Annotated in this window: 22 protein-coding genes and 1 tRNA gene; 10 read left to right on the top strand and 13 right to left on the bottom strand. The window is 60.0% G+C overall.

The window, feature by feature from the left end; all coding sequences use genetic code 11:
* Positions 1-17 precede the first annotated feature (17 nt).
* Positions 18-566, top strand: a complete 549-nt coding sequence (locus LPB73_RS17510; RefSeq protein WP_089267514.1) for a sigma-70 family RNA polymerase sigma factor — start codon at positions 18-20, stop codon at positions 564-566.
* On the top strand, positions 566-1,447 hold the full coding sequence (locus tag LPB73_RS17505; protein WP_231081175.1) for an anti-sigma factor: 882 nt from the start codon (positions 566-568) through the stop codon (positions 1,445-1,447). The genes LPB73_RS17510 and LPB73_RS17505 overlap by 1 nt, the downstream gene beginning before the upstream one ends.
* 145 nt (positions 1,448-1,592) lie before the next feature.
* Here the strand turns inward: LPB73_RS17505 and LPB73_RS17500 are convergent, their stop codons facing one another.
* The 3 genes from LPB73_RS17500 to flhA form a co-directional block, all read right to left on the bottom strand.
* Positions 1,593-1,880 (bottom strand): GIY-YIG nuclease family protein, encoded by a 288-nt coding sequence (locus tag LPB73_RS17500; RefSeq protein ID WP_068737108.1) that lies wholly within the window; start codon positions 1,878-1,880, stop codon positions 1,593-1,595.
* Between the two features lie 925 nt (positions 1,881-2,805).
* A complete protein-coding gene (locus tag LPB73_RS17495) occupies positions 2,806-3,012 on the bottom strand; it encodes a hypothetical protein (RefSeq protein ID WP_068737106.1) in 207 nt (68 codons plus the stop codon).
* A 329-nt stretch (positions 3,013-3,341) separates the two neighbouring features.
* Positions 3,342-5,579, bottom strand: coding sequence for a flagellar biosynthesis protein FlhA (flhA, locus tag LPB73_RS17490; RefSeq protein ID WP_089267512.1), 2,238 nt, complete (start codon positions 5,577-5,579; stop codon positions 3,342-3,344).
* 218 nt (positions 5,580-5,797) lie between these two features.
* On the opposite strand from flhA, the gene LPB73_RS17485 reads away from it, so the two are divergent.
* Complete coding sequence (locus LPB73_RS17485; RefSeq protein ID WP_231081174.1) at positions 5,798-7,042, top strand: MFS transporter; 1,245 nt, start codon at positions 5,798-5,800, stop codon at positions 7,040-7,042.
* Here LPB73_RS17485 and LPB73_RS17480 read toward each other — a convergent pair.
* The 4 genes from LPB73_RS17480 to LPB73_RS17465 all read right to left on the bottom strand — a co-directional run bounded on the left by LPB73_RS17480 (position 7,039) and on the right by LPB73_RS17465 (position 9,719).
* Positions 7,039-7,416: a hypothetical protein gene (locus LPB73_RS17480; protein ID WP_139285952.1), complete on the bottom strand. Its 378-nt coding sequence runs from the start codon at positions 7,414-7,416 to the stop codon at positions 7,039-7,041. The two genes, LPB73_RS17485 and LPB73_RS17480, sit on opposite strands and share 4 nt — an antisense overlap.
* Positions 7,417-7,586: 170 nt before the next feature.
* Positions 7,587-7,994 carry a DUF4864 domain-containing protein gene (locus LPB73_RS17475; protein WP_231077689.1) on the bottom strand — a complete coding sequence of 136 codons (408 nt, stop codon included), beginning with the start codon at positions 7,992-7,994 and terminating at the stop codon, positions 7,587-7,589.
* A 4-nt stretch (positions 7,995-7,998) separates the two neighbouring features.
* Positions 7,999-9,303, bottom strand: a complete 1,305-nt coding sequence (locus LPB73_RS17470) for a metal-dependent hydrolase family protein (RefSeq protein WP_231081173.1) — start codon at positions 9,301-9,303, stop codon at positions 7,999-8,001.
* A gap of 113 nt (positions 9,304-9,416) precedes the next feature.
* The gene (locus LPB73_RS17465) at positions 9,417-9,719 is read right to left on the bottom strand and encodes a hypothetical protein (protein ID WP_231077688.1); all 303 of its coding nucleotides are present in this window, start codon (positions 9,717-9,719) and stop codon (positions 9,417-9,419) included.
* Between the two features lie 415 nt (positions 9,720-10,134).
* Here LPB73_RS17465 and LPB73_RS17460 point away from each other — a divergent pair, with 415 nt between their 5' ends.
* Together LPB73_RS17460 and LPB73_RS17455 are read left to right on the top strand one after the other, a co-directional pair.
* Complete coding sequence (locus tag LPB73_RS17460; protein WP_231077687.1) at positions 10,135-10,428, top strand: hypothetical protein; 294 nt, start codon at positions 10,135-10,137, stop codon at positions 10,426-10,428.
* Positions 10,415-10,930, top strand: coding sequence for a hypothetical protein (locus LPB73_RS17455; protein ID WP_231077686.1), 516 nt, complete (start codon positions 10,415-10,417; stop codon positions 10,928-10,930). The genes LPB73_RS17460 and LPB73_RS17455 overlap by 14 nt, the downstream gene beginning before the upstream one ends.
* Here the strand turns inward: LPB73_RS17455 and LPB73_RS17450 are convergent.
* From LPB73_RS17450 to LPB73_RS17440, 3 genes are all read right to left on the bottom strand, one after another.
* Positions 10,922-11,260 (bottom strand): hypothetical protein, encoded by a 339-nt coding sequence (locus LPB73_RS17450; protein ID WP_231077685.1) that lies wholly within the window; start codon positions 11,258-11,260, stop codon positions 10,922-10,924. The two genes, LPB73_RS17455 and LPB73_RS17450, sit on opposite strands and share 9 nt — an antisense overlap.
* 124 nt (positions 11,261-11,384) lie before the next feature.
* Entirely contained in the window at positions 11,385-12,869 is a 1,485-nt protein-coding gene (locus LPB73_RS17445) for a caspase family protein (protein WP_231077684.1), read from the bottom strand.
* A gap of 63 nt (positions 12,870-12,932) precedes the next feature.
* Positions 12,933-13,175 (bottom strand): helix-turn-helix domain-containing protein, encoded by a 243-nt coding sequence (locus tag LPB73_RS17440; protein WP_231077683.1) that lies wholly within the window; start codon positions 13,173-13,175, stop codon positions 12,933-12,935.
* A gap of 103 nt (positions 13,176-13,278) precedes the next feature.
* Between LPB73_RS17440 and LPB73_RS17435 the strand changes: the two genes are divergently transcribed.
* Positions 13,279-13,644, top strand: a complete 366-nt coding sequence (locus LPB73_RS17435) for a hypothetical protein (RefSeq protein ID WP_231077682.1) — start codon at positions 13,279-13,281, stop codon at positions 13,642-13,644.
* Between the two features lie 101 nt (positions 13,645-13,745).
* On the opposite strand, the gene LPB73_RS17430 is transcribed toward LPB73_RS17435, so the two are convergent.
* Positions 13,746-13,821, bottom strand: a tRNA-Ile gene (locus LPB73_RS17430).
* Between the two features lie 151 nt (positions 13,822-13,972).
* On the opposite strand from LPB73_RS17430, the gene LPB73_RS17425 reads away from it, so the two are divergent.
* Positions 13,973-14,185, top strand: coding sequence for a DUF1328 domain-containing protein (locus LPB73_RS17425; protein ID WP_231077681.1), 213 nt, complete (start codon positions 13,973-13,975; stop codon positions 14,183-14,185).
* A gap of 31 nt (positions 14,186-14,216) precedes the next feature.
* Here LPB73_RS17425 and LPB73_RS17420 read toward each other — a convergent pair whose 3' ends face one another.
* Positions 14,217-15,194: a Bug family tripartite tricarboxylate transporter substrate binding protein gene (locus LPB73_RS17420; protein WP_170849793.1), complete on the bottom strand. Its 978-nt coding sequence runs from the start codon at positions 15,192-15,194 to the stop codon at positions 14,217-14,219.
* 148 nt (positions 15,195-15,342) lie between these two features.
* On the opposite strand from LPB73_RS17420, the gene LPB73_RS17415 reads away from it, so the two are divergent.
* Positions 15,343-16,314, top strand: a complete 972-nt coding sequence (locus tag LPB73_RS17415) for a TAXI family TRAP transporter solute-binding subunit (protein WP_231077680.1) — start codon at positions 15,343-15,345, stop codon at positions 16,312-16,314.
* 208 nt (positions 16,315-16,522) lie between these two features.
* Here the strand turns inward: LPB73_RS17415 and LPB73_RS17410 are convergent, their stop codons facing one another.
* Positions 16,523-17,746, bottom strand: a complete 1,224-nt coding sequence (locus tag LPB73_RS17410) for an ABC transporter substrate-binding protein (protein ID WP_231077679.1) — start codon at positions 17,744-17,746, stop codon at positions 16,523-16,525.
* Between the two features lie 428 nt (positions 17,747-18,174).
* Between LPB73_RS17410 and LPB73_RS17405 the strand changes: the two genes are divergently transcribed.
* Positions 18,175-19,134, top strand: coding sequence for an AraC family transcriptional regulator (locus tag LPB73_RS17405; protein WP_231077678.1), 960 nt, complete (start codon positions 18,175-18,177; stop codon positions 19,132-19,134).
* Positions 19,135-19,331: 197 nt separating this feature from the next.
* A complete protein-coding gene (locus LPB73_RS17400; protein ID WP_231077677.1) occupies positions 19,332-21,989 on the top strand; it encodes an autotransporter outer membrane beta-barrel domain-containing protein in 2,658 nt (885 codons plus the stop codon).

Below are 21,989 nucleotides of genomic sequence, written 5' to 3'. Positions count from 1 at the left end.
GAGGTTGGGGAGACGTAATGCTGACGCCGGCTGAACTGGTCTGGCTTCTTGCCGCAGTTGCCAAAGGGGATGAAGCCGCCTTCGAGCGACTCTATGCAGCGACGCGCGCGAAACTCTTTGGCGTCGTGATCCGTATCTTGCGCAGACAGGATCTCGCCGAGGAAGTCATCCAGGAGGCCTATGTCAAGATCTGGAACAGCGCCGGGCAATTCAATCCCGGTGTTGCCTCGCCGATCACGTGGATGGCGTCGATCGCTCGTAACCGGGCTATTGATGTCGTTCGCAAGAGAAGCGAAACGTCTATCGAGGAAGAGCCGGCTGCAATGGAAGTGGCAGCCGATACACCTGACCCGCTCGCGCGACAGGAAATGACCGAAGAATTGAAGCGCTTGTTGGAGTGCGTGGGCCGGCTTGAGCCGGACCGGCAGAAACTGGTGCTGCTTGCTTACTACAATGGTTGGAGCCGCGAACAACTCGCGACGAAGTTCGAAGCGCCGGTCAATACAGTGAAGACGTGGCTGCGCCGCAGTATGATGGACATCCGGGAGTGTCTGGGACTGACATGATGGCCTATAGCGAAGACCATATCGCGCTTGCCGCGGAATATGCGCTTGGCACGCTCAGTGCCGAAGAGCGCGTGCAGGTTGAGACCATGATGTCCGTTGACAAGGATTTTGCCGCTGTGGTCGAGGCGTGGGAGCGCAAGCTCGGCGTTTTGAATCAGATGGTCGGCCTTGTCGAGCCGCGTCCTGAAGTCTGGGAGAAAATCCGCGTTGCGATCGGTCTGGCCGGTACGCAAGAAGCGATCGTGCATCCGGAAGCGCCGCAGCCGGTCGCTGCAGCGGCGGTCGTTGCTGAGCAGCCTGCGATCGATCGCTCGACGCTCGATCGTTCGAACGTGATTGATTTCTCGGTCCAGGCAAAACGCTGGCGCGGTGTGGCCACCGGCATGACCGCGATTGCCGCCATGCTTGTTGCGCTGATTGCCGTGCAGGCCTATCGCCCCGAATTGCTGCCGGCAGGTTTACGCCCGAAGGCAGCGCAGCAGGTGGTGCAGGCGCCAGCGCCGGTCGCGCCGCCCGCAGCAGCTCAGTCGCAATACGTCGCCTTGCTGCAGACCGACGCTGCGTCACCCGCATTCATCCTCACTGTCGATGCGGCGACCAAAAACTTTACAGTGCGCAAGGTTGGCGCCGAACCGCAGGCCGGCAAAAGCTACGAGCTCTGGATTGTGTCCGACAAGCTGCAACGCCCGCGTTCGCTCGGCGTGATCGGCAGCAACGACTTCACATCGCGCGCTGCACTCGCTGCCTATGATCCCGATGTCGTCAATCAGGCCACCTATGCCGTGACCGTCGAGCCGGAAGGCGGTTCGCCGACCGGTGCAGCCACCGGCCCGATCGTGTTCACCGGCAAGCTGATCGAAACGGTGCCGCCGGCACGGTGATCGTTTGGCTCTCTTGTCATCCGGCATTGGTCCTATGTTCGTCATTCCGGGGTGCATGAAAGCGGCAAAGCCGCTGAAGTGCGAACCTCTCAATTGTCATTCCGGGACGCGCTCTTGCGCGGGCCCGGAATCCATAAACTCCACGTCAGCCGGAAAGCACCGGATACAAATCCATCCAGTTTGGATTTTGCTCTTCGATCAATCGGATCTTCCAGTCGCGGCGCCATTTCTTGAGTTCTTTCTCACGCGCAATGGCCGACAGGACGTCATCGTAGACCTCAAACCAAACGAGCTTGTCGACGTCATAACGTCGCGTGAAGCCGTCAACCACCTTGCTACGATGCTCGTAGACTCGCCGTATAAGGTCGTTCGTCACGCCAATGTATAGCGTGCCGTATTTTCGGCTGGCCAGCAGATAGACGTAATACGTCATTGCGATCACCGCGATTATCGGTGTTGGACTTTGGTGAGGAAAGTGTAGTTCGCGCAAAGCTAGGTGCAACGCGATTTTGAGCTCACTGGCTGTCATTCCGGGACGCGCCCAACAGGCGTAGCCGGCTGGGGTAGGTCCGGAATCCATACGCGCGATCGTGGTTATGGATTCCGGGCTCGCGCAAGAGCGCGCCCCGGAATGACAATCGAGAGAATAGGGCTTAAACATTTTTTCCTATTGTTCTTGACAATATCCCCAACAGGATTATCCTCCGCTCATCCGGTTCGCGAGGGGCGCTTCATGAGGCGTCTTGAAGTGGAACAGGGATGCGGCGCCTGCGGGTGTGGGGTGACGTACCCCGCGCACTCGGGAGGCCTTGGGTCACCGTCCGGCCCCACTACGGGGGTCTGCCACTCATGCTGGCTGGACGTGGCATTGGTGAACGGCGGGAAACCGTCGGGATCAGCGGAGTGCGGAGCTCTGCGCCTTTGCCCGGAAGAACGGTCCCGGGGACAGAAATCGCCGCGGTGGCGCGCCGTGAGGCGTTGCGCGGTTGCAGCTTGCCGGCGTTCCGGTGGAGCGGACCGCGATAAAAAACCACCCTTTGCGCCTCACGGCGCGCTGCCACCCCTCATCTATCTGAGGGGGACTGCTCACACCTCGGACGCGCAAGCGCCGCGAGACTGCGAGAGCGTGGCTGTTTGAAATTTGAATCTGTGATGTGGCGCGCTGGCGCGCAGAGTATCCCTCCCACCGCGCAGCTGCGCTGCTTGAGGGAGGGAGAAGCAAGAAAGCACCCCACAAAAGAAAAACGCCCGTGGGGAGCGGGCGTTTTCCATTCAGAAGTCCACTCGGGGGGAAGTGGAGCTTCTATGTATTCACCTGACGACCTTGGGGGACATCGCCACGCGAATTCCTGAATTTCTTAGCGGACCATGCTGGCGTTCGAAGTGGTGACAGCAACCGGCTGGCCTGCTTTGATCACACGAGCGCTGGCGGTCTGGCTGTAGCCTTCGTCAGCATTCATGCGGGCCGAGATTCCGAAGCCTGCCACGAAGATACCGGCGACCAGAGCAACGATCACCACCTTGAGGTGGGTCATGCGATCCGCGCTGTAAATCGAGTGGTTCATTGGAAACGCTCCCTGCCGTCTTACTCTGCCTACGACCGTTTGTGTCGTGTCCGCGTCGGCAGGTTCAACTCATCACGCATAGGAAACGTGGTGTTGGGTCGTTCCGTTCCAAATAGTCGATCACAAGGCAGTGATAAGACGTGATCCGGCGCGATTGAAGCACCCGGCTTGGCCCTGAAATTCATAAATTATTATTTATTATCAGAGCGTTGAGAGTGATTCGTGCCGTCGCCCCGAAATGGCCTCGGGATGCGACATTCTGGCAAATCTCTTGTCTGTGACGAATTTACATCGGTTTCGGGCAAGGTTGCTAGCCTCTTGCCGCCGAATCAGACGCTTCCGACGGTCTTCAGGCGCGCACGGGGGTGGATTTCCGCCTGGGACAGCACGGTGGTTTGTGCGCGGAACCGTTCCACCAGCGAGCGCACGAACGGCCGGATCGAGGCCGAGGTGACCAGCACCGGCGCTTCGCCTTCGCGCGCAGCCTGTTCGAAACGATCGCGCACGGTGGTCATGAACTCTGACAGCTTCGACGGCTGCATCGCGAGACTGCGTTCTTCGCCGGTGCCGATGATCGATTCCGCGAAGGCCTGCTCCCACTGCGCCGACAGTGCGATGAGCGGCAGGTAGCCGTTGTAGGACGTGTTCTGCGCGCAGATCTGTCGCGCGAGGCGCGCACGTACATGCTCGACGATGGTCGATGGGTTGCGCGAGAAGGCGAGGGCGTCGGCAATGCCTTCGAGGATGGTCGAGAGATCGCGCACCGAAATACGTTCGGTGAGCAGCAATTGCAGCACGCGCTGGATGCCCGACACGGTGATGAGCGACGGGACGATATCCTTGACCAGTTCGCCTTGTTCCTTCGGCAGGTCCTTCAGCAGCTTCTGCACTTCGCCGTAGGACAAGAGGTCCGACATATTGCCCTTCAGCAGCTCTGTCAGATGCGTCGACAAGACCGTGGCGGCGTCGACCACGGTGTAGCCCTTGAGCGAGGCTTCTTCCTTCAGGCCGGCATCGACCCAGGTCGCGGGCAGGCCGAAGGTCGGCTCGGTGGTGTGAATGCCCGGCACGTTGACCTGGTTGCCGCCGGGATCCATGACCATGAACTGGTTCGGCCAGATGCGGCCGGTGCCGGCGTCTACTTCCTTGATCTTGATGATGTAGGTGTTGGCTTCGAGCTGCACGTTGTCCAGAATTCGGACCGACGGCATCACGAAACCCATTTCGACAGCGAGCGACTTGCGCAGCGCCTTGATCTGCTCGGTGAGGCGATCGGTGCCGTCCGGGCCATTGACCAGTGGCAGCAGCGCGTAGCCCAGCTCGATCTTGAGGTCGTCGATCTTCAGCGATGCGGAGATCGGCTCGTCCGCGGCGGCAGCTTGTGCTGCTGCGGCGGCGGCGGGCGCTGCAGCCTGATGCGCGACTTCGGCACGCGCAACCTTGTTGCGCTTGTTGGCGGTGACGGCGAGGTAGGCTGCGCCGCCGCCGAGTGCGAGGAACGGCAGCATCGGAATGCCCGGCAGCAGCGCCAGCGTCAGCATGACGCCGGCCGACATGCCGAGCGCCTGCGGATAGCCGGAGAATTGCTTGATCAGCGTCTTGTCGGCGGCGCCGGTAATGCCCGCCTTCGAGACGAGCAGGCCTGCGGCGGTCGAGACAATCAGCGCCGGAACCTGGGTGACCAAGCCGTCGCCGACAGTCAGCAGCGTATAAGTGCGGCCGGCTTCCGAGAACGACAGGCCCTGCTGCGCGACACCGATGATGATCCCGCCGATGACGTTGATGGCGGTGATGAGCAGGCCGGCAATGGCATCGCCGCGGACGAACTTGGAAGCACCGTCCATGGCGCCGAAGAAGCCACTTTCGTCTTCGAGATCCTTGCGGCGCGCCTTGGCGGTGGCCTCGTCGATCAGGCCAGCCGACAGATCGGCGTCGATCGCCATCTGCTTGCCGGGCATCGAGTCCAGCTGGAAGCGTGCCGCGACTTCGGCGATACGGCCCGAACCCTTGGTGATGACGATGAAGTTCACGATCACCAGGATCGCGAACACGACGATGCCGATGACGAAATTGCCACCCATCACGAAATTGCCGAACGCCTCGATGACGTGGCCGGCGGCGGCGGTGCCTTCGTGGCCATGTGACAGGATCAGGCGGGTCGACGCGAGGTTCAGCGACAACCGCAACATGGTCGAGATCAGCAGCACGGTCGGGAACGACGAGAATTCCAGCGGCGTCTGGGTGAACAGCGCCGTCATCAGGATCAGCACCGACATGGTGATGGAGATCGCGAGGAACAGATCCATCACGATGGCTGGCAGCGGCATGATCAGCACGACAAGGATGATCAGAACGCCAAAGGCCAGGCCGATATCGCCGCGCAAGACGTTCGTCCTGATGCTGGCGAAGTCGAAACCGCCGCTCTTGGGTGCGCCCAGACCCTGACCCGCGATCAAATCCGTCATCGATGCCGCTTCCCCGCGCGAATGTCGCTCGCGACTGCCGAACGTCTGCGCGGCGGCCGAAGGGCCGCCGATCCGCAAGTGAGGCACCGCACTGGCATCCACGGGCATTCCCCCGGTCAGCTGACGAGACGCGACTCCACTCGGCAATTTTTGCCGTGTGTATGGTTAGCAAAGGGTTAACGAGGCGTTACTGCGCGGCTTTGCCACAAGCCCGGAGCCAGTTTTGGCCGAAACGGTCTGTTGCGCTGCTTCTGCATGCCTAATCCTTCGGCAGATCGCTTGACCTGCGGGCACACGCCGAGGATGTTGCCGCCGTGACCATCGCGACCCCCATTTCAGATTCGACGCCGTTCCTGCCTGACTCCCGTCAGGCCTGGATCAGGCTGTCGCTTGCCTTGATCATCGGCTCGCTCGGGTCAGTCGGCATGTGGTCGGTGGTGGTGGCGCTCCCGGCCGTGCAGGCCGATTTTGCGGCCAGCCGCGGCGCGGCGTCGCTGGCCTTTACCCTGACCATGGTCGGCTTCGGTCTCGGCGGCGTGGTGGCCGGCAGGCTCACGGACCGGTTTGGCATCGTGGCCACGATTGCGCTTGCGACCGTCCTGATGGGGGCCGGTTATCTTCTCGCGTCGCAGTCCACGGCGCTCTGGCAGTTCAATCTTATTCACGTGGTGATCGGGGCAGGATCGTCGGCAACCTTCGGGCCGCTGATGGCGGAGGCGTCGCACTGGTTCGAACGCCGGCGCGGCATCGCGGTGACTGTCGCTGCAACCGGCAGCTATATCGGCGGCACGCTCTGGCCGCCGATTGTCAGCTGGGGCATTCTGACTTTTGGTTGGCGCTCGACGCATATCAGTGTCGGGGTCGTCACAACCGTCCTGATGCTCCTGATGCTTGTGGTTCTGCGCGCGCAGATGGGCACGGTCACACGACGTAGTCACGTCAATGCGCCGCCGCCCAAGGTCGATCTCCAGCTCAGCAACAACACGCTGACGACGCTTCTCTTTGTGGCCGGCATTGGTTGCTGTGTCGCCATGGCGATGCCGCAGGTGCATATCGTCGCTTATTGCGGAGATCTCGGCTACGGCGTGACGCGCGGCGCCGAGATGTTGTCGCTGATGCTGGCCTGCGGGATTGTCAGCCGTGTTGGCTCGGGTTTTCTGGCCGATCGTATTGGTGGCATTCGCACACTGCTGATTGGCTCATTGCTGCAGGGATTCGCACTGCTGTTCTATTTGTTCTTCGACAGCCTGGCCTCGCTTTACATCATCTCGGCGATGTTCGGCCTGTTCCAGGGCGGTCTGGTGCCGGCCTATGCCATCATCATCCGCGAGGCGATGCCCGCATCGCAGGCGGCTACGCGTGTCGGCATTGTCATATTGGGCACGGTAGGAGGCATGTCACTTGGCGGTTGGATGTCGGGCGTCATCTTCGACGCTACGGGCTCCTACGCGGCAGCGTTCATGAACGGCCTCGCCTGGAATGCACTCAACGTCACGATCATCACGGCGCTGATGCTGCGGGCGCGCCGCAGGTTGATTTTCTCGTCGGGGACGTCAGTCGCCTAAGGCGTCAGATCCTGCACCGGCGGCATCGCCGGAAATCCATCGATCGGCACGTTTTCGAGCGCGCGTTTGGCCGGGCCGCTACCGAACATGCAATCAAGCGTCGGCTCCGCAATCGCCGTCATGGTCCGCGGGATCAAGCTTCGTTTGTCCGGCGGCAGCCAGTTCTCGTTCAGCGTGGGGACGCCGCGCTCGGTGACTCCGTAGAGGATAGCGTCGAGGATATCGCGATCGCCGATCTCGCTGATCAGCGCGGTGCGGACGCAGTCACAGATCGCTTCGGGATGCGCATAGCGCGACACCATGAAGGGCGCGCAGAGTCGGATGAACTCGCCGCGCGGATCGGGCATCAGGGACAGGCGACGCGTGTCAGTCATCGCGATGGTCGACACCCCGCACGCCAACAGGCTGCCCAGGACAATGGGAGACAGTGTGCTGAGGGACAGGTACCGCAACAAATTCACCCGGGAAGCAACCGTAGGACGAGAGAGGTGCAGGACCTATTATAGATGATGTGAGGTGCGAATGTGAATGCCGCTGTGAGGTGTCACACAGCCTGGCCGACTTTCAGCAACATGCAGCCGCTGATCTTCAGGCTGCCATCCGGCTGCGGCTCCAGCGTGTAGAGCGCATCCCACGGCACACCATCGGCATCGACGATATGGACTTTCTGCTCAATTGTACCGTCAGATGTGTTGCTCTCGGTGAATTCGAAGCTGCGATGGCGATAGATGGGCGCATAGGCGTTGCGCACCATGTCCATGAAGCTGTCGGGATCGGTGAAAATGCTCTGGATGCCGGGGGCCGCGAACCCATAGGCAGTCACAGCATCGTCGCGCGCCAGCGCATCGGCTTGGGAGCTGATGATCTTCTGCGCCGCCGCTACATCGTCCGCAGCATGGAGAGGCGATGCGAGGCCGATCATTATGACGACAAGAAAGAGGAGGCTGCGCATAGACTCACTTGCTCAAAATGTTCTTGTAGATGACGCCGTCCTTCATGATGATTTTGAAATTATTCGCGGGATCGGCAATCAGGTTGATGTTGTCCAGCGGATTGCCGTCGACAAGTAGCAAATCCGCGAGCGCGCCCTGTTCCACGACGCCGAGCTTGCCGGGATAGGGATTGCGCTTGCCGGACAGCGCCAGCAGTTCGGCGTTTGTCGATGTCGCCATGACCAGCGCTTCGGCGGGCGTGTACCAGCGCGTGAGCGAGGCCAGAATTGCGCCCTGTTGCTGCGCCAGCGCGTGCGAGAACAGCACGTCGGTGCCCCACGCGGTCTTGATCTTGTACTTCCTGGCAAACTCGTAGGACCTGGCTATGCCGGGCCAGACTTCATCCGCCTTGGCCCGCTGGACGGACCCCTCCGGAAAGCCAAGCCTCAAGCCCTCGGGGAGGGGCTGCAAGCTCAACCAGATGTCCTTCTCGGCAAGCAGCCTGGCGGTCGCCTCATCCATCAGCATGCCATGTTCGATGCACTTCACGCCAGCGGCGACGGCTCTCTGGATCGCCGCCGGAGTAAAGGCGTGCGCGGCGACATATGTGCCCCAATTCTCGGCCGCTTCAACGGCGGCGCGTAGTTCGGCCTCGGTGAAAGTGGTCACGTCGACCGGACTGAAGGGTGACGACACGCCGCCGCCCGCCGTCAACTTGACCTGGGAGGCGCCCTGCATCAGTTGTTCGCGCGCGCGCACGCGCACCTCGTCAGGGCTGTCCGCGACCATCGCGCCACCGACCTGCTCCATGCGGGTGAGCATGCCGCCAATCGTGCGTGGCAGATCGGTCAGCTGACGGAAATCCCCATGCCCGCTCGTGATAGTGATCATGGCGCCGGACGGATAGATGCGCGGGCCCTTGACGATGCCCTCGTCAATGGCATGCTTGAGGCCGAACACCGGCCCGCCAACATCGCGAACAGTTGTGAAGCCGCGCATCAGAGTGTCAGTCGCTTCGTTGCCGGCCAGCAGATTGTTGTAGCCGACGTCACCGAAAGCTTGTGCCGGCGTCACTCGTATCAACATCGCATGCCAATGATTGTCGATCAGGCCAGGCATCAGCGTATGCCCGTTTCCTGCAACACGCTGAGCGTCTGCGGCTGCTATCGGTGCCGTGGAAATACGCTCGATGAGGTTGCCCTTGACCAGCACATGTGACGGAGCGGAAAGAGTGGCGCTTCTCCCGTCAAAGATTCGAACATTTTCGAAGAGCACATCGCCGGCGTTCGCGCTGGTGCAAAATGTCAGCGCGAGAATCGCTGCGAGCAATCGACTACCGACAGGGAACAACATAAGCGTTCTCCGAGCAGTAAAGCCTGCACTATGACAGATACCGGCGTCCACTTGAAGGTGGCGCCGCTACCTGTGGACCCCGGCTGATGTTACGGGGAATCCGCTCGGCCGGACGTGAATATATCTGGTAGCTCAAGCTCGTCCGGCATCGCCCATCCCTCAGCCATCAAAGCGACATGGAGCGCGGTTCGAACCTCGGGCGGCTCAATTTTCCCGACAGTCGCCTCATCAAGAACAGCGATCAGCTTCGTCCACCGCGGCGTTGTCTTGGCTTCGCTGTCAACGTAACGCTGGACCCATCTAACCGCCGCCAGGAGAGAAAAGATCGTGCGGTTCTTCGCCAGGGTTTGCCCCGGCGCCTCTGGCATCAATCGAATTGGTTCAAAGATCATTTGCACACAAACCGACTGCTGAAATTCGCTTTATCGTGCCACAGAGCCGGCAATACGCAATGGGTGCCGGCATGACCCGCAGCAACTGCACGCCGCCTTGAACGCCGTGATGAGCGCGCGATCATCGTTCTGGATGTGCTGGCCGACTCTGAGATGCGATTTCAGAACCAGGGACAGTTCTGGAACCGGGCAAATGTCATGCAACAGAGAGCGATCGCGTAAAGGGACGAGCGCCGAGCGTCTTCGACGGATGTTCTCCGAAAAGAGTGTGGTAGTAGTAGGCGAAACGTCCCAATTCGATAAATCCATGTTCGAAGCCCGGATCCGCTGCCGGACGGGCGTCAGTTTGTCTTACCCGTAGATTTTGTAGCCCGACGCCTAGCTTTCCCAGCCCCATATCGCCTACTGTCTCATCATGATCGACGACATCAAAATTCGCGACATCGCGCGAAAAGTTGCCACTGCGAATCTAAGCAGTTCGACCGCCGTTTCGGACATCAAAACTAGATCGTTCATTGATTCGGAGGGGCATGATGCACTCCGTATCACGATTATCGTTAGCCCTGATGGCGCAAGCAGAATTCAAGGGGATGCGACGCTAAATACTTTAGTAGAGATTCAAGCGAAGCTACGAGCAGCGGGAGAAGGTCGATCGCCGCTTGTGGAGTTTGCGACCGAAGGGGAACCAGACGACGGTGGCGATTCTTAACCCCGAGCATTTATTCGAACAGGCGGACGGATTGATCGTCCCACCAGCTGCCGGCCCGCCTAGGCAGGTTAACGTCAGGCGCGCAATTTCCGCAGCTTATTACGGGCTGTTCCATGCGACGCTTGCGGCTGCTGCCGACCAGTTTATTGGAGTGACCAAGCGAACTGCCAGTCAGTATGGACTGGTTTATCGCTCTGTGGATCACCGAACCTTGCGCAATTTATGCGACGAGGTAACAAAACAGACGTTATCTGCGAAATACCAGCCGCACCAACCACCTAATGGATTTGGAACTAACATTGTAGCCTTCGCAACAGCCGTTTCTCAACTGCAAGAGAAACGACATGAAGCTGACTACAATCCAATGGTTCGGATGAAGAGCCTCGATGCGGCGTTAGCAATTAAAACGGCGCGCGCTGCGCTTGCCTCATTTCAAAAAGCAAGTGCAAGGCGGCGGAGGGCCTTTCTCACGCTGCTGCTTTTTCCTCCTCGCTCAATCTAGTCTATTGGGCTTGTTGCGTTGCGGCATCGTTTCGGGATCAAGTTTGCCGATGGCTTCGTAATAGTCCGCGTCCTGCCCAAGAGAGAAGAAACAGCCGTGAGGACGAGGGAATCGCGTGGGTAGGTCAGGCCGCCGTTGTTCTACAGCCATGTTAAACTGGCCAATTTTGACGCTGCGGATATCGTGCTTTACGTCCTTGCTATCGAAGTAGGTCAGGACGTAAAGGGTATTGAACTCGAACCAGTCCTCCCAATTGTCGGTCCAAAGATAGCCAATATCACGCCTTCGTTCGGCGTTCGGCTCTTGTTTGGTATGACGCTGAAAGCGCATCCGTCTTTCCTTCATCTCCCATTGCGCATGGCGATTTTTGATCCCTGAACGGGGTCGGGAGATTTGTTCCCTGGCTACAATTGGATTGCACGTCCTTAGCCGCGTGACCGCGAGGGTATCGCCTTCAGATCATTTTCCGTCCGATCAACTTTGGCGCCTTACCAATAATCTGCTCAAGTTCCTCGCCCTTAATGTGATTGACGATATCTATGCATCCGTCGACGGCATATCGTTGCACATAGAGTGTCTCGGCCTTTGTGTCGATCAGCACGACAGTCCCGTCGAGCAACTTGATTTCTATCTTACCGGTTGTCGGATTATCTGAGACGTCCACGTCAAAGTCTCGCTCCTCAATTGCATCAACGATCTCTTCGAATTGGCCTTTGATCCCGGACAACGGAAGAACAAGTTCGTTCGCAGACTCCCGGAATATCGATTCAAAATCAGCCGGCAACTCCGAATGAGGCGCCCTGAGATGCACCTCACGCAAAATGAACACCTCTTTAGGATTATCCGGATTCTGACCGGCTTCTATTGAGAAGCGAAAGAACTCAGTATCAACGGTTCCGGCCCCCACATCGCTCTGCTTAGCAACGTCCCGGGATTTCAGCCCGAGTGTCTTTTTTGCGCCGTGATAGACTTCCTGTAGTTCTTGGGCGATGTCGTCGGCCAACAACTTTCGAGCCCAATTATCCGCGTAGTCGTTGTGCGTCTCAGGGGTGGTGTGATGGTATCGTGAGAAGCTTGCGGCATGACTAAATGGCATTGTCTTTAATTTGCGGAAGTACGCACCCTTAAAGTCCGGTTTTAAACTGAGAGCCCTGCCGTCGACATCAGGGCGCCCAACGTACGAAAGAGCGAATGTGCCGCTTGCTCCAATTAAAGCGTATGGTTGCTGCTTCCCTCTTATTTTGGTCTGTGTGCGAATGTAGCGAGGAACAACATCTTGAAGATAGTCTCTAAGACTTTCTCCTGTCACCCATTCGTCGCGAATGATTGCCTGAGGTTCGCTTCCTCGAAGCGCTTCGATCAGATGGTATGTCCAGATACCGTGACCGAGTGCTGGCGTCGAATAAGACCTCTCCTTCGCAGAACATGCGAAAAACGCAGCTAGGTACTCGTTGCTCTCTATAAATTTCTCGAACTCTCTTCGATGCATCTCGGAGACTATGTCTCTCGCATCGGCCACTGTCTTAAATTCAGTCGCACAAGCGTCAATGAAAATTGCGCTCTGCTTGCAGCGACTTTTTCGAAGAGGCGTCAGTAGCATCTCTTCGATATTCACAGTCGTTCCGTCTAGATTGACCGGTTGCGTATCCCAAGTCGTTAGACGATTTGTCCCGCCGGCCCACAATCCGTGCCCCGCATAAAAGAAATAGAATTTATCCGATTCATCAAGGCCGCCGATAATATACTTTAGCTGATCTTCTATTTCAGCTTTATGGGCCGCTTCATTAAGAAGCAACGTGATGCTCGATTTAGGAACAACTAGATTTTTCTCTAGAATATCAGCAAACGCGACGGCGTCGGCCTGAGCATACGGCACGCCTTCGATGGCTTTACTGAAATACTTCTCGATCCCAATCACTACGGCATAAGCTTTAGACACTGAACCGGCCCTTTTTTCTCAAATAGCCGAAACCACGCGTAAGGAGGTCACGGAAGCGGCCGTTCACAAGAACCAACCTAGCCCCATTTCGGCTTCGAGTTTCTGCATGATCTTGCTGGGAGTTGTATTGAGGGCCTTCGCGAGCTTGAGAAGCATGACAATTGTCGGTGACTTCAGCCCGCGTTCAATCTGACTGACGTACGTCCGATGGATCGCAGCGCGCTCCGCCAGCTCCTCCTGTGAGATTTGAGCAGACTGTCTTAGACCAGCAATGATTTTTCCAAAGGCGATGTTGGGGCTCTTCACCCCGCGATGATCCTGATTTGAACACTAAAGTACCACAGACTATAGTATTCGGACCGCGCTAACGCAGGCTACAGGCGCGCTCGTCGCGAGCTGGGGAGATTTCATGGACGAGAAGACAACAGACGTTACCGATGACACGCCATTGAGATTTGAGATGGCCTTGAAGCTGGCCTCTCTAGCCGGGGGCATAACCATCGTAGGCCTTAGAAAGGAGATCACTCGTGGGCGCCTTGAGGTCGAACTGATTGCCGGGAAGTACTTCACGACCCTCACTGCCATCTCCCGCATGCACGAAACATGCAGGGGCGCTCCTAGACTGGCGCGGCGCAGCGAAGACGGCGGACGAAATGCTTCCGTCTACTGGCACAGTCAACGCGTCGTTTCGGGTGATGAAAGCGAATTGTCGTTGGGGAGTGCGGAGTCAGCGCGGCAGGCACTGTTCAGGGAAAGCCGCGGAAGAAGTGACTGATATGCAACGCTTTGGTGGCCTCAACTGCCGTTCTCAGAGCTTCGTGAAACGGTCCACCAAAGGATAGGAAAATTGTTCTACTATCTAAGTGATTGATTTCTTGGTGGGCCTGGCAGGACTCGAACCTGCAACCAGACCGTTATGAGCGGTCGGCTCTAACCATTGAGCTACAGGCCCCGCCGGCGTCCAGCGGGCGTGAGAACCGGGGACGGCGGTGCAGGCATTCCTTATATCGGCCATCGCCTGCGGGCAATGCCGCGTTCCCGGGGGCGGAACTTTGGCCGGGCGGTGGCGTTGGCCCGCGCAATTTCAACGTAGGGAGGCGCGGGTGTTTCGCTGGGCTGTCATCTGTCTGATCATTTCCCTGATTGCCGGCGGCCTCGGCCTCACCAACATCTCGGCTTTCGCCAAAAAACTCTCGATCATCTTCTTTGCGCTGTTCTTCCTCGGCTTCCTGGCTTTGCTGGGCTTCGCCTATCTCGTCGCCGGGGCGGTCAGCAGTTCTGGGCTGCTGCCCGCCATGGTCGCGGTGAGCGTCTAGCTCAGTTGCCCCCGGATCAATCGCCCCTGGCTCAGTCGACCGAGACGCCGGCGAATTCCACCACCTTGCGCCATTTCTCGGTTTCGGCGGCAACCAGTTTGCCGAATTCCTCGGGCGTCATGGGCTTCGGCACGCCGCCGGTCTCGGCGAGGCGTGCGATCAGCTTCGGATCCTTCAGCGCTTCGCCCACAGCCTTGTTGAGGGTGGCGATGACCTCCGGCGGCGTGCCCTTCGGCGCGGAGATGCCGTAGAAGCCGATGGACTCGAAGCCTGGCACCGTCTCGGCAATGGCCGGGACATCTGGCACGATGGGCCAGCGTTGCGGTGAGGTGACGCCGAGCGCGCGGACGGTGCCGCCCCGCGACTGTTCGAGCGCCGTGGGCAGGTTGTCGAAGATCAACTGCACCTTGTTGGAGATGATGTCAGGAAAGGCGATCGCCGAGCCGCGATAGGGCACGTGGATCATGTCGCATTTGGTCATCGCCTTGAACAATTCGGCTGACATATGCACCGAGGTGCCATTGCCCGACGACGCATAGGAGATCTTGCCGGGATTGGCCTTGCAGTAGTCGATGAACTCCTGGACCGTTTTCACGGGCATGCCATTCGACACCACCAGCATATTGGTGAGCTGCATGATGCTGGCGACCGGCACGGTGTCGCGGATGAAATCGTAAGGCAGCTTCTTGTAGAGCGAGGCCGAGATTGCGTTGTTCGGTGCGACGAACAGCAGCGTATAGCCGTCCGGCGCCGAGGTCACGGCCGCGGCGGCGGCGAGATTGCCGCCCGATCCAGCGCGGTTTTCCACGACGAATTGCTGGCCGAAATGATCCGACAGCCACTGTGCCATGATGCGCGCCACGATATCGACGGGGCCGCCGGCAGCGAAGCCGATCAGCCAGCGCACGGGGCGATCAGGATAGCCTGCGGCGGAGGCGGGGAGGGTTGTCGTGGCGAGGCTGGCGAAGCCGACGAGACACAGCACAGCAGCACGCAGAAAAGCGATCATAGTTCCTCCCAGGCATGGAAATCGCAGCGCTGATGCGCGACGTCGTTCGATCGGGCTTGCCGCCCGTTACCTCCATGCTTTCATAGAATTCGGATTTTGCCTACAAGCTTGGTCGAACGATGCAGGCTGATCGACGTCGAGGTGCCCCATGAAGATGATGCCGCTTGTTTGCGCAGCATTCCTGACTGTCACGACGGCCATTGCGCAGGAGGGAGCCAAACCGATGTCGACCACCACGCCTCTCAGCTTGAGTCTCGGCACGGCGACGCCTGGCGGCGGCTTCCCGCTCTATGGCGACGCCTTTGCCGAGGTGATGAACAAGGCCGATCCGTCACTGACGCTGGCGACGCGCAACACCAAAGGCTCGACCGAGAACATCCCGTTGCTCCAGGCCGGTCAGCTCGATCTCGCGCTGGTAGCCGGCGAGCCCGCTTATGAGGCGTTCAAGGGCATCGGCCGGGCGCCGACGAAGCTGAAGATCATCACCGCGCTCTATTCCAATCCCGGCATGTTCGTGGTCCGCGCCGACAGTCCCTACAGGACGATTCGCGATCTCGTCGGCAAGCCGATCGCCTTCGGTGCAAAAGGCTCCGGCCTCGTGTTCCTGTCGCGCTATGTGCTGGACGGGATCGGCCTCGATCAGGACAAGGATTTTCAGGCGGTCTATCTCGACCGCGCCGGTGACGGTCCGGCGATGGTGCAGGACGGCCGCGTCGCCGCATTATGGGGCGCAGGCCTCGGCTGGCCCGGCTTCAAGGCCATGAGCGAAAGCCCCGGCGGCGCGCGCTTCATTGCGCCCGATGCGGCGGAGATCGCGCAGATCCGTGCCAAGCACGCCTTCCTCAAGCCGATGCTGGTGGGCGCCAACAGCTATCCGAACCAGCCGGTGCCGATCGCGTCGGTGGGCTCGTGGAGCTACATCCTCGCGCGCGAAACGCTGCCGGATGAGGTCGCCTATCGTCTCGCGAAAACGCTGCACGGCGCAGAAGCCACGCTCGGCGCGCGGCTGGCTCAGGCGAAGGAGACGACAGCATCGAATACGGTGGCGTCAGCGCCCGATGTGGCGCTGATCCATCCCGGGGTGCTGAAGTATTTCAGAGAGATTGGGGTGGTGAAGTAGGGGGCTTTCTTCCCCTCTCCCCCAGCGGAGCAAAGCTCCGCGCCGCGGGAGAGGGTGGATGCGCGCCGAAGGCGCGCAGACGGGAGAGGGCGCCGCAACTCCGCGCTTTGTCGCTATCCCTCTCCCGCCTTCGCTACGCTCAGGCACCCTCTCCCGCGGCGCGCGGCGTTGCCGCGCTGGGGGAGAGGGGAAGGGGAGCGTCGCTTTCCTACTTCTTTCCCAACACACAAGCCGGGTCCGGCGGCCCGAATGCTTCCTCGCCGGAAATCTTCGCGAGGATCTTGTAGTAGTCCCACGGGTACTTGGACTCTTCGGGCGACTTGACCTGTACCAGCATCAGGTCGTGCACCATCAAGCCGTCCTCGCGCAGTCTGCCGTTGCGGGCGAAGAAATCCTCGATGGGCTTCTCGCGCATCTTGGCGGCGACTTTCAGCGGCTCGTCGGTGCCGGCTTCCTTGATGGCATTGAGATAGACCATGGTGGAGGAATAGACACCAGCCTGCCACATGGTGGGCATCCGCTTGGTCTTCTCGAAGAAGCGCTTCGACCAGGCGCGAGTTTTGTCGTCCATGTCCCAGTAGAAGGCGGTGGTCAGCAGCAGACCCTGTGCGGTCTGTAGCCCCAGCGAGTCGATATCGGTGATCAGCGCCAGCAGCGCCGCCATCTGCTGGCCGCCCTTGAACACGCCGAATTCGCCGGCAGTCTTGATCTCGTTGATGTTGTTCGGCGGCCCACCGGCGATGCCGATGATCTTGGCTTTCGAGGCCTGCGCCTGCAATACGAAGGACGACAGGTCCGACGCGCCGAATGGCGGGCGCACTGAGCCGATCACCTTTCCGCCGGTCTTGGTGACGACGGCCGATGCATCGCGCTCCAGCGCATGGCCGAAGGCAAAGTCATCGGTGATGAAGAACCAGCTGTCGCCGCCGCGCTTCACCACTTCCTGCGCGGTGCCGACCGCAAGTGCGCGGGTGTCGAACACCCATTGCATCGTATAGGGCGAGCAGAACTTGCCATGGAAATCCGCGGCGCCGGTCGAATGGGTGATGAACAGGCGCTTGCGATCGTTGGCGACGTTCTGCACGGCGAGGCCGACGGCTGAGACCGGCACGTCGACGATGAGATCGACCTGATCGACATCGTACCAGCGCCGCGCCAGTGACGCGCCGACATCGGGCTTCAACTGATGATCGCCGATGATGATGCTGATCGGCTTGCCGAGCACGCTGCCGCCGAAATCGTCCACGGCCATTTGCGCGGCCGTCACCGAACCCTGGCCGGAGGGCGTCGAGGCCGGACCGTTCATGTCGGTGAGCACGCCGATCTTGACGACGTCGTCGGAGACCTGCGCGTTTGCGGATGTGGCGAGCAGCGCAAGCGCAAAGGCGCCGGCGAGTGAAAGTTGTGTGACGGTCAGTCTTTTCAAGCGCATGAATATTGCCTCCGCGGTGCTTTAGCTGTGTGACGCGTGACATGCACGTCCCAGCTTTGGGCCGATCATGCAGCAGGTGTGAGGGCGCAACAAGTACGATAGCGCATGAAATCCAATGCTTGATATAGCAGGCGAGCAGAGCTCATCGCGACGCTTTGACATATTGTAGTTGTATGCTAGTTGCCGCGCGCAGCGGAAATCATCACAACGCGCTCGCCTTTCGATGGGGCGGAATGCAAAGTTGCCGTGCCCGGATCGAACGAAGTGCGATCTCAACACGACACATGCCTGCGCCTTGCCAGAGGCGCTTGACCGATAACCCGTCCGGCACGTGTAAGGCTCCATGAGCTGTGGACGGGGAGATCAAGGACCATCGGTAAAGATGCCGACGCGATCATCCCAAAATCCTGAATACCGAAAGGCCGCCCATGCAAAAGACTGCGTTTTCGTCCAAGGACTTGCCGACTCATCTGGGCGAAAAGGCCAAGTTTGACTTGTGGCAGGATATTCACGTTGCGGAAATCTGGTCGGTCGAATACGCGGTGTCCGATAAACTGCCTTTCGAAGCTCTGATCGAGGCGACGAGCATCGGGCCGGTGGTGGTCGGCCAGATGGCCGGAACGATCAGGCAGGCGACGCGAAAGGCCCGCAATATCGCCGATGATGGCAATGATAGTTATCTCCTGCTGATCAACAAGGCCGATACCGAGTTGATCGGCGGGCAGGTCGGTCGCGACTATGCCGTCGGTCTGGGCGAAGCGGCCTTGGTCACGGCCTCGGAGCCGCTGAAAATGCTCGGTGCCGACAAGAATGTCTGGATGAACGTGGTGATTCCGCGCGAAGTTCTGACGCAAGCATTTCCGCACATCGATAGCAGGCTGGCACTGAAAATCGGCGACGACAACGAAGCGCTGGGTCTTCTCAAACGTTATTGTCACCTTCTTGAAACCGGCCCGGCTCTCGTGGATCCGGGTCTCGTTGCGCATGCGGCAACGACGATCGTCGACCTCATCGGTCTGGCGACGGGTGCGAAGGGCGGGACCGCCGAACTGGCGGGTCTGCGGGGGCTCCGTGCGGCGAGGCTACAGGCGGTCCTGGCGAATATTGCCGACAATTACGCCAACCACGGCATTTCGGCGCAAGGCGTTGCGCGGGAGCTCAAGCTGTCGGCGCGTTACGTTCATGATCTCTTGCAGGAGACCGGCATCAGCTTTTCCGAACGCGTGCTCGAATTGCGACTGCAGAAGACCTACAGGATGCTGCAGGACCGGCACAGCAGTGCGATGCGTGTCAGCGAGATCGCCATGATCTGCGGCTTCAACGACATCGCCTATTTCAATCGATGCTTTCGCCGTCGCTTCGGCTGCACGCCGAGCAGTGCGCGATAGTCACTACACGATCACGCAGTTGCACGTGCGCAATGACGATTGGCGCTGTTAACCGATCAAGCGTTGCCTGACGGGCACACCGTTCGGGAAAGCAACGCGTCTCTCTCCAGGACAATTCCTCTGCATTCCAGCCCAAGACAGCGCCTCGCAGCAATGCGACTTCTGGTGCACGGCTACCGGTTCGCAAGAGGGAATATATGTCTCCACGTTCGACGACCAGCACCATCGAGAGATCCCGGCGATACCTGACGAATGCCAGTCATCTGGCGCTCGCGATTGGCTGCGTGGCGCTTGTGTGCATTGCCTTGCCCGCTCCGGCCATGGCGGTCGATTGGACGGGGACGATATCCACGAACTGGTACACACCCGGAAATTGGGATCTCAACGCGATCCCGACGTCAGTCCAATCGGTCGTGATCAACACCACCGGCCCCAATGCGACGCTGATCAGCGGCGGGACGGCGGCGGCCGGCACAACGAATATCGGCCTGAATAATACCGGCATGCTGACAATTTCGAACGGCGGCACCCTGGCGGGCGGTCAGGCCTTCCTCGGCAATCTGTTCGGCTCGGTTGGCACTGCGACCGTTACGGGCGCGGGCTCGGTCTGGAATGCTGAGGGAATGGTGGTCGGCTATCGTGGCGCCGGCACGCTGAATATCCTGAACGGTGCGGCCGTCGACACCTCAGTGTGGGAGTTCTCTATCGGAGATCACTTTGGTGGTTCCGGGGCGGCGACCGTCGATGGTGCAGGTTCGATTTTGACCGCCAGCGATTTTGTTGTCGGTAACGGTGGAACAGGCACGCTGATGGTTTCGAACGGCGGCACGGTCGTTGGTACAACATGGACGAGCTATATAGGGCAGGCCGCAGGTTCGGTTGGCACGGCAACGGTCACAGGTCCGGGCTCCCATTTGATCGTCGCCAATAATGGCCTCGCTATCGGTCAAATGGGAAACGGCACGCTCACGATTGCAAATGGTGGTGTCGTATCGGTCAGCGGCAATGTGCTTCTTGGCTTTCAAGCAGGCTCGGTGGGTACGCTCAATATCGGCGGCGGCACCGGAGCGGCGGCGACCGCGCCGGGCACGCTCGATAGTGCGTCTGTCTTTTTCGGCAACGGGACCGGCGCGATCAATTTCAATCATACCAGCACCGGCTATACTTTTGCCCCGGATATCAGTGGGCCCGGATCGATCAACCAGCTTGCCGGCACAACTATCCTCACGGGCGATTCGGGCGGCTTCTCCGGCGCGACCAGCGTGACCGGTGGGCGGCTGGCCGTGAACGGCTCGCTCGCCAATTCGGTAGTGACGGTGTCGGGCGGCGGCATCCTGGGCGGCACGGGCACGGTCGGCGGCATCGCGGCCAATAGTGGCGGCATCGTCGGGCCCGGCAATTCGATCGGTACGTTGAACGTCAATGGCAATGTGACGTTTGCAGCGGGATCGATCTATCAGGTGGAGACCAATGCAGCCGGGCAGTCGGATAAAATTGCAGCGACAGGAAGCGCGACGCTGAACGGTGGCACAATCGTCGCCTCCGGTGCCGCGCCTCTCGGGAGCCAGTTTACGATCCTGACGGCAGCCGGCGGCATCAATGGCACTTTCGCCAGCGCCAGCGGAGCGACGGTGACGCCGTTCCTGGCCTACGGCCTGACCTACGATGCAACCAACGTCTATCTTGGCGTCAGCCGCAGCAACGTCACCTTCGCCTCGGTCGGATCGACCCGCAATCAGATCGCGGCTGGTGGAGGAGCAGATAGTCTACCGGTTGGCAGTCCATTGGTGGGCGCACTGGTGCAGCTCGATGTGGTGCAGGCCCGCGGGGCCTTCGACCAGATCTCTGGCGAGGTGCATGCCTCGGTCAAGGGCGTCATGATCGAGGATAGCCGCTTCCTGCGCGAGGCAGCGATCGATCGGCTGCGCGCTGCGTTTGACGGCGTCGGCGCGGCTGCCGCGCCGGTCACGACCTATGTCAACGGCCGCCCCGTGCTTGCACCAGCCGCCACCGACGGCATTGCGGTTTGGGGCCGCGGCTTCGGCTCCTGGGGGCAGTGGAACGGCGACGGCAATGCTGCAACCGTCAAGCGCGATATCGGCGGCTTCATGGTCGGTGCCGATGCGCCGTTCGTCGATGGATGGCGCGTCGGTGCAATCGGCGGCTACAGCCGATCGAGTTTCCGCGTCGCCGGTCGCAGCTCTTCCGGCGCCAGCGACAACTACCATGGCGGCCTTTATGGCGGCACGCAGTGGGGCGATCTCGCTTTCCGCTCCGGTCTTGCCTATACGCGGCACGATCTCTCGATCAATCGCTCGGTGGGATTTCCGGGCGTCGCCGAACTGCTGAGGAGCGACTACAGCGCCGGCACCACGCAAACCTTCGGCGAGTTCGGCTATCGCATCAGGGCAGGGCGGACGCCGCTTGGCCATCTGGCTTTCGAGCCTTTCGCCAATCTCGCTTATGTGAATCTGTCGACCGATGGTTTCACCGAGAAGGGCGGCGCCGCCGCGCTCACCAGCCGGGGCGATACCACTGGCGTCATCTTCACGACGCTGGGGCTTCGGGCGTCGACCGGCTTTGATCTCGGCAACGGCATGACCGCGACGGCGCGCGGCATGCTCGGCTGGCGTCATGCCTTTGGTGATGTCACGCCGACCTCGACGATGGCTTTCGCCGGTGGATCGCCCTTTGCCATCGCCGGTGTACCGATCGCCAGGAACGGCGCGGTCGCTGACCTTGGCCTTGACGTCAACGTCACACCAAACGCCGTGCTCGGTCTCACCTATGGCGGACAGTTCGGCTCCGGTGTCACCGACCAGACCTTGCGAGGCAATTTCGCTGTCAGGTTCTGA

The organism is Tardiphaga sp. 37S4, assembly GCF_021044645.1.
GTDB lineage: Bacteria > Pseudomonadota > Alphaproteobacteria > Rhizobiales > Xanthobacteraceae > Tardiphaga > Tardiphaga robiniae.
This window is presented reverse-complemented; position numbering and strand designations above follow the sequence as displayed.

Excerpts from the sequence above, each read along its gene's own strand:
- LPB73_RS17480 (WP_139285952.1), bottom strand. The coding sequence starts at position 7,416 with ATGACTGACACGCGTCGCCTGTCCCTGATGCCCGATCCGCGCGGCGAG.
- LPB73_RS17405 (WP_231077678.1), top strand. The coding sequence starts at position 18,175 with ATGCAAAAGACTGCGTTTTCGTCCAAGGACTTGCCGACTCATCTGGGC.
- LPB73_RS17400 (WP_231077677.1), top strand. The coding sequence starts at position 19,332 with ATGTCTCCACGTTCGACGACCAGCACCATCGAGAGATCCCGGCGATAC.
- LPB73_RS17510 (WP_089267514.1), top strand. The coding sequence starts at position 18 with ATGCTGACGCCGGCTGAACTGGTCTGGCTTCTTGCCGCAGTTGCCAAA.
- LPB73_RS17450 (WP_231077685.1), bottom strand. The coding sequence starts at position 11,260 with ATGCGCTTTCAGCGTCATACCAAACAAGAGCCGAACGCCGAACGAAGG.
- LPB73_RS17505 (WP_231081175.1), top strand. The coding sequence starts at position 566 with ATGGCCTATAGCGAAGACCATATCGCGCTTGCCGCGGAATATGCGCTT.
- LPB73_RS17410 (WP_231077679.1), bottom strand. The coding sequence starts at position 17,746 with ATGCGCTTGAAAAGACTGACCGTCACACAACTTTCACTCGCCGGCGCC.
- LPB73_RS17460 (WP_231077687.1), top strand. The coding sequence starts at position 10,135 with ATGATCGACGACATCAAAATTCGCGACATCGCGCGAAAAGTTGCCACT.
- LPB73_RS17435 (WP_231077682.1), top strand. The coding sequence starts at position 13,279 with ATGGACGAGAAGACAACAGACGTTACCGATGACACGCCATTGAGATTT.
- LPB73_RS17415 (WP_231077680.1), top strand. The coding sequence starts at position 15,343 with ATGAAGATGATGCCGCTTGTTTGCGCAGCATTCCTGACTGTCACGACG.
- LPB73_RS17475 (WP_231077689.1), bottom strand. The coding sequence starts at position 7,994 with ATGCGCAGCCTCCTCTTTCTTGTCGTCATAATGATCGGCCTCGCATCG.
- LPB73_RS17500 (WP_068737108.1), bottom strand. The coding sequence starts at position 1,880 with ATGACGTATTACGTCTATCTGCTGGCCAGCCGAAAATACGGCACGCTA.
- LPB73_RS17420 (WP_170849793.1), bottom strand. The coding sequence starts at position 15,194 with ATGATCGCTTTTCTGCGTGCTGCTGTGCTGTGTCTCGTCGGCTTCGCC.
- LPB73_RS17465 (WP_231077688.1), bottom strand. The coding sequence starts at position 9,719 with ATGATCTTTGAACCAATTCGATTGATGCCAGAGGCGCCGGGGCAAACC.
- LPB73_RS17495 (WP_068737106.1), bottom strand. The coding sequence starts at position 3,012 with ATGAACCACTCGATTTACAGCGCGGATCGCATGACCCACCTCAAGGTG.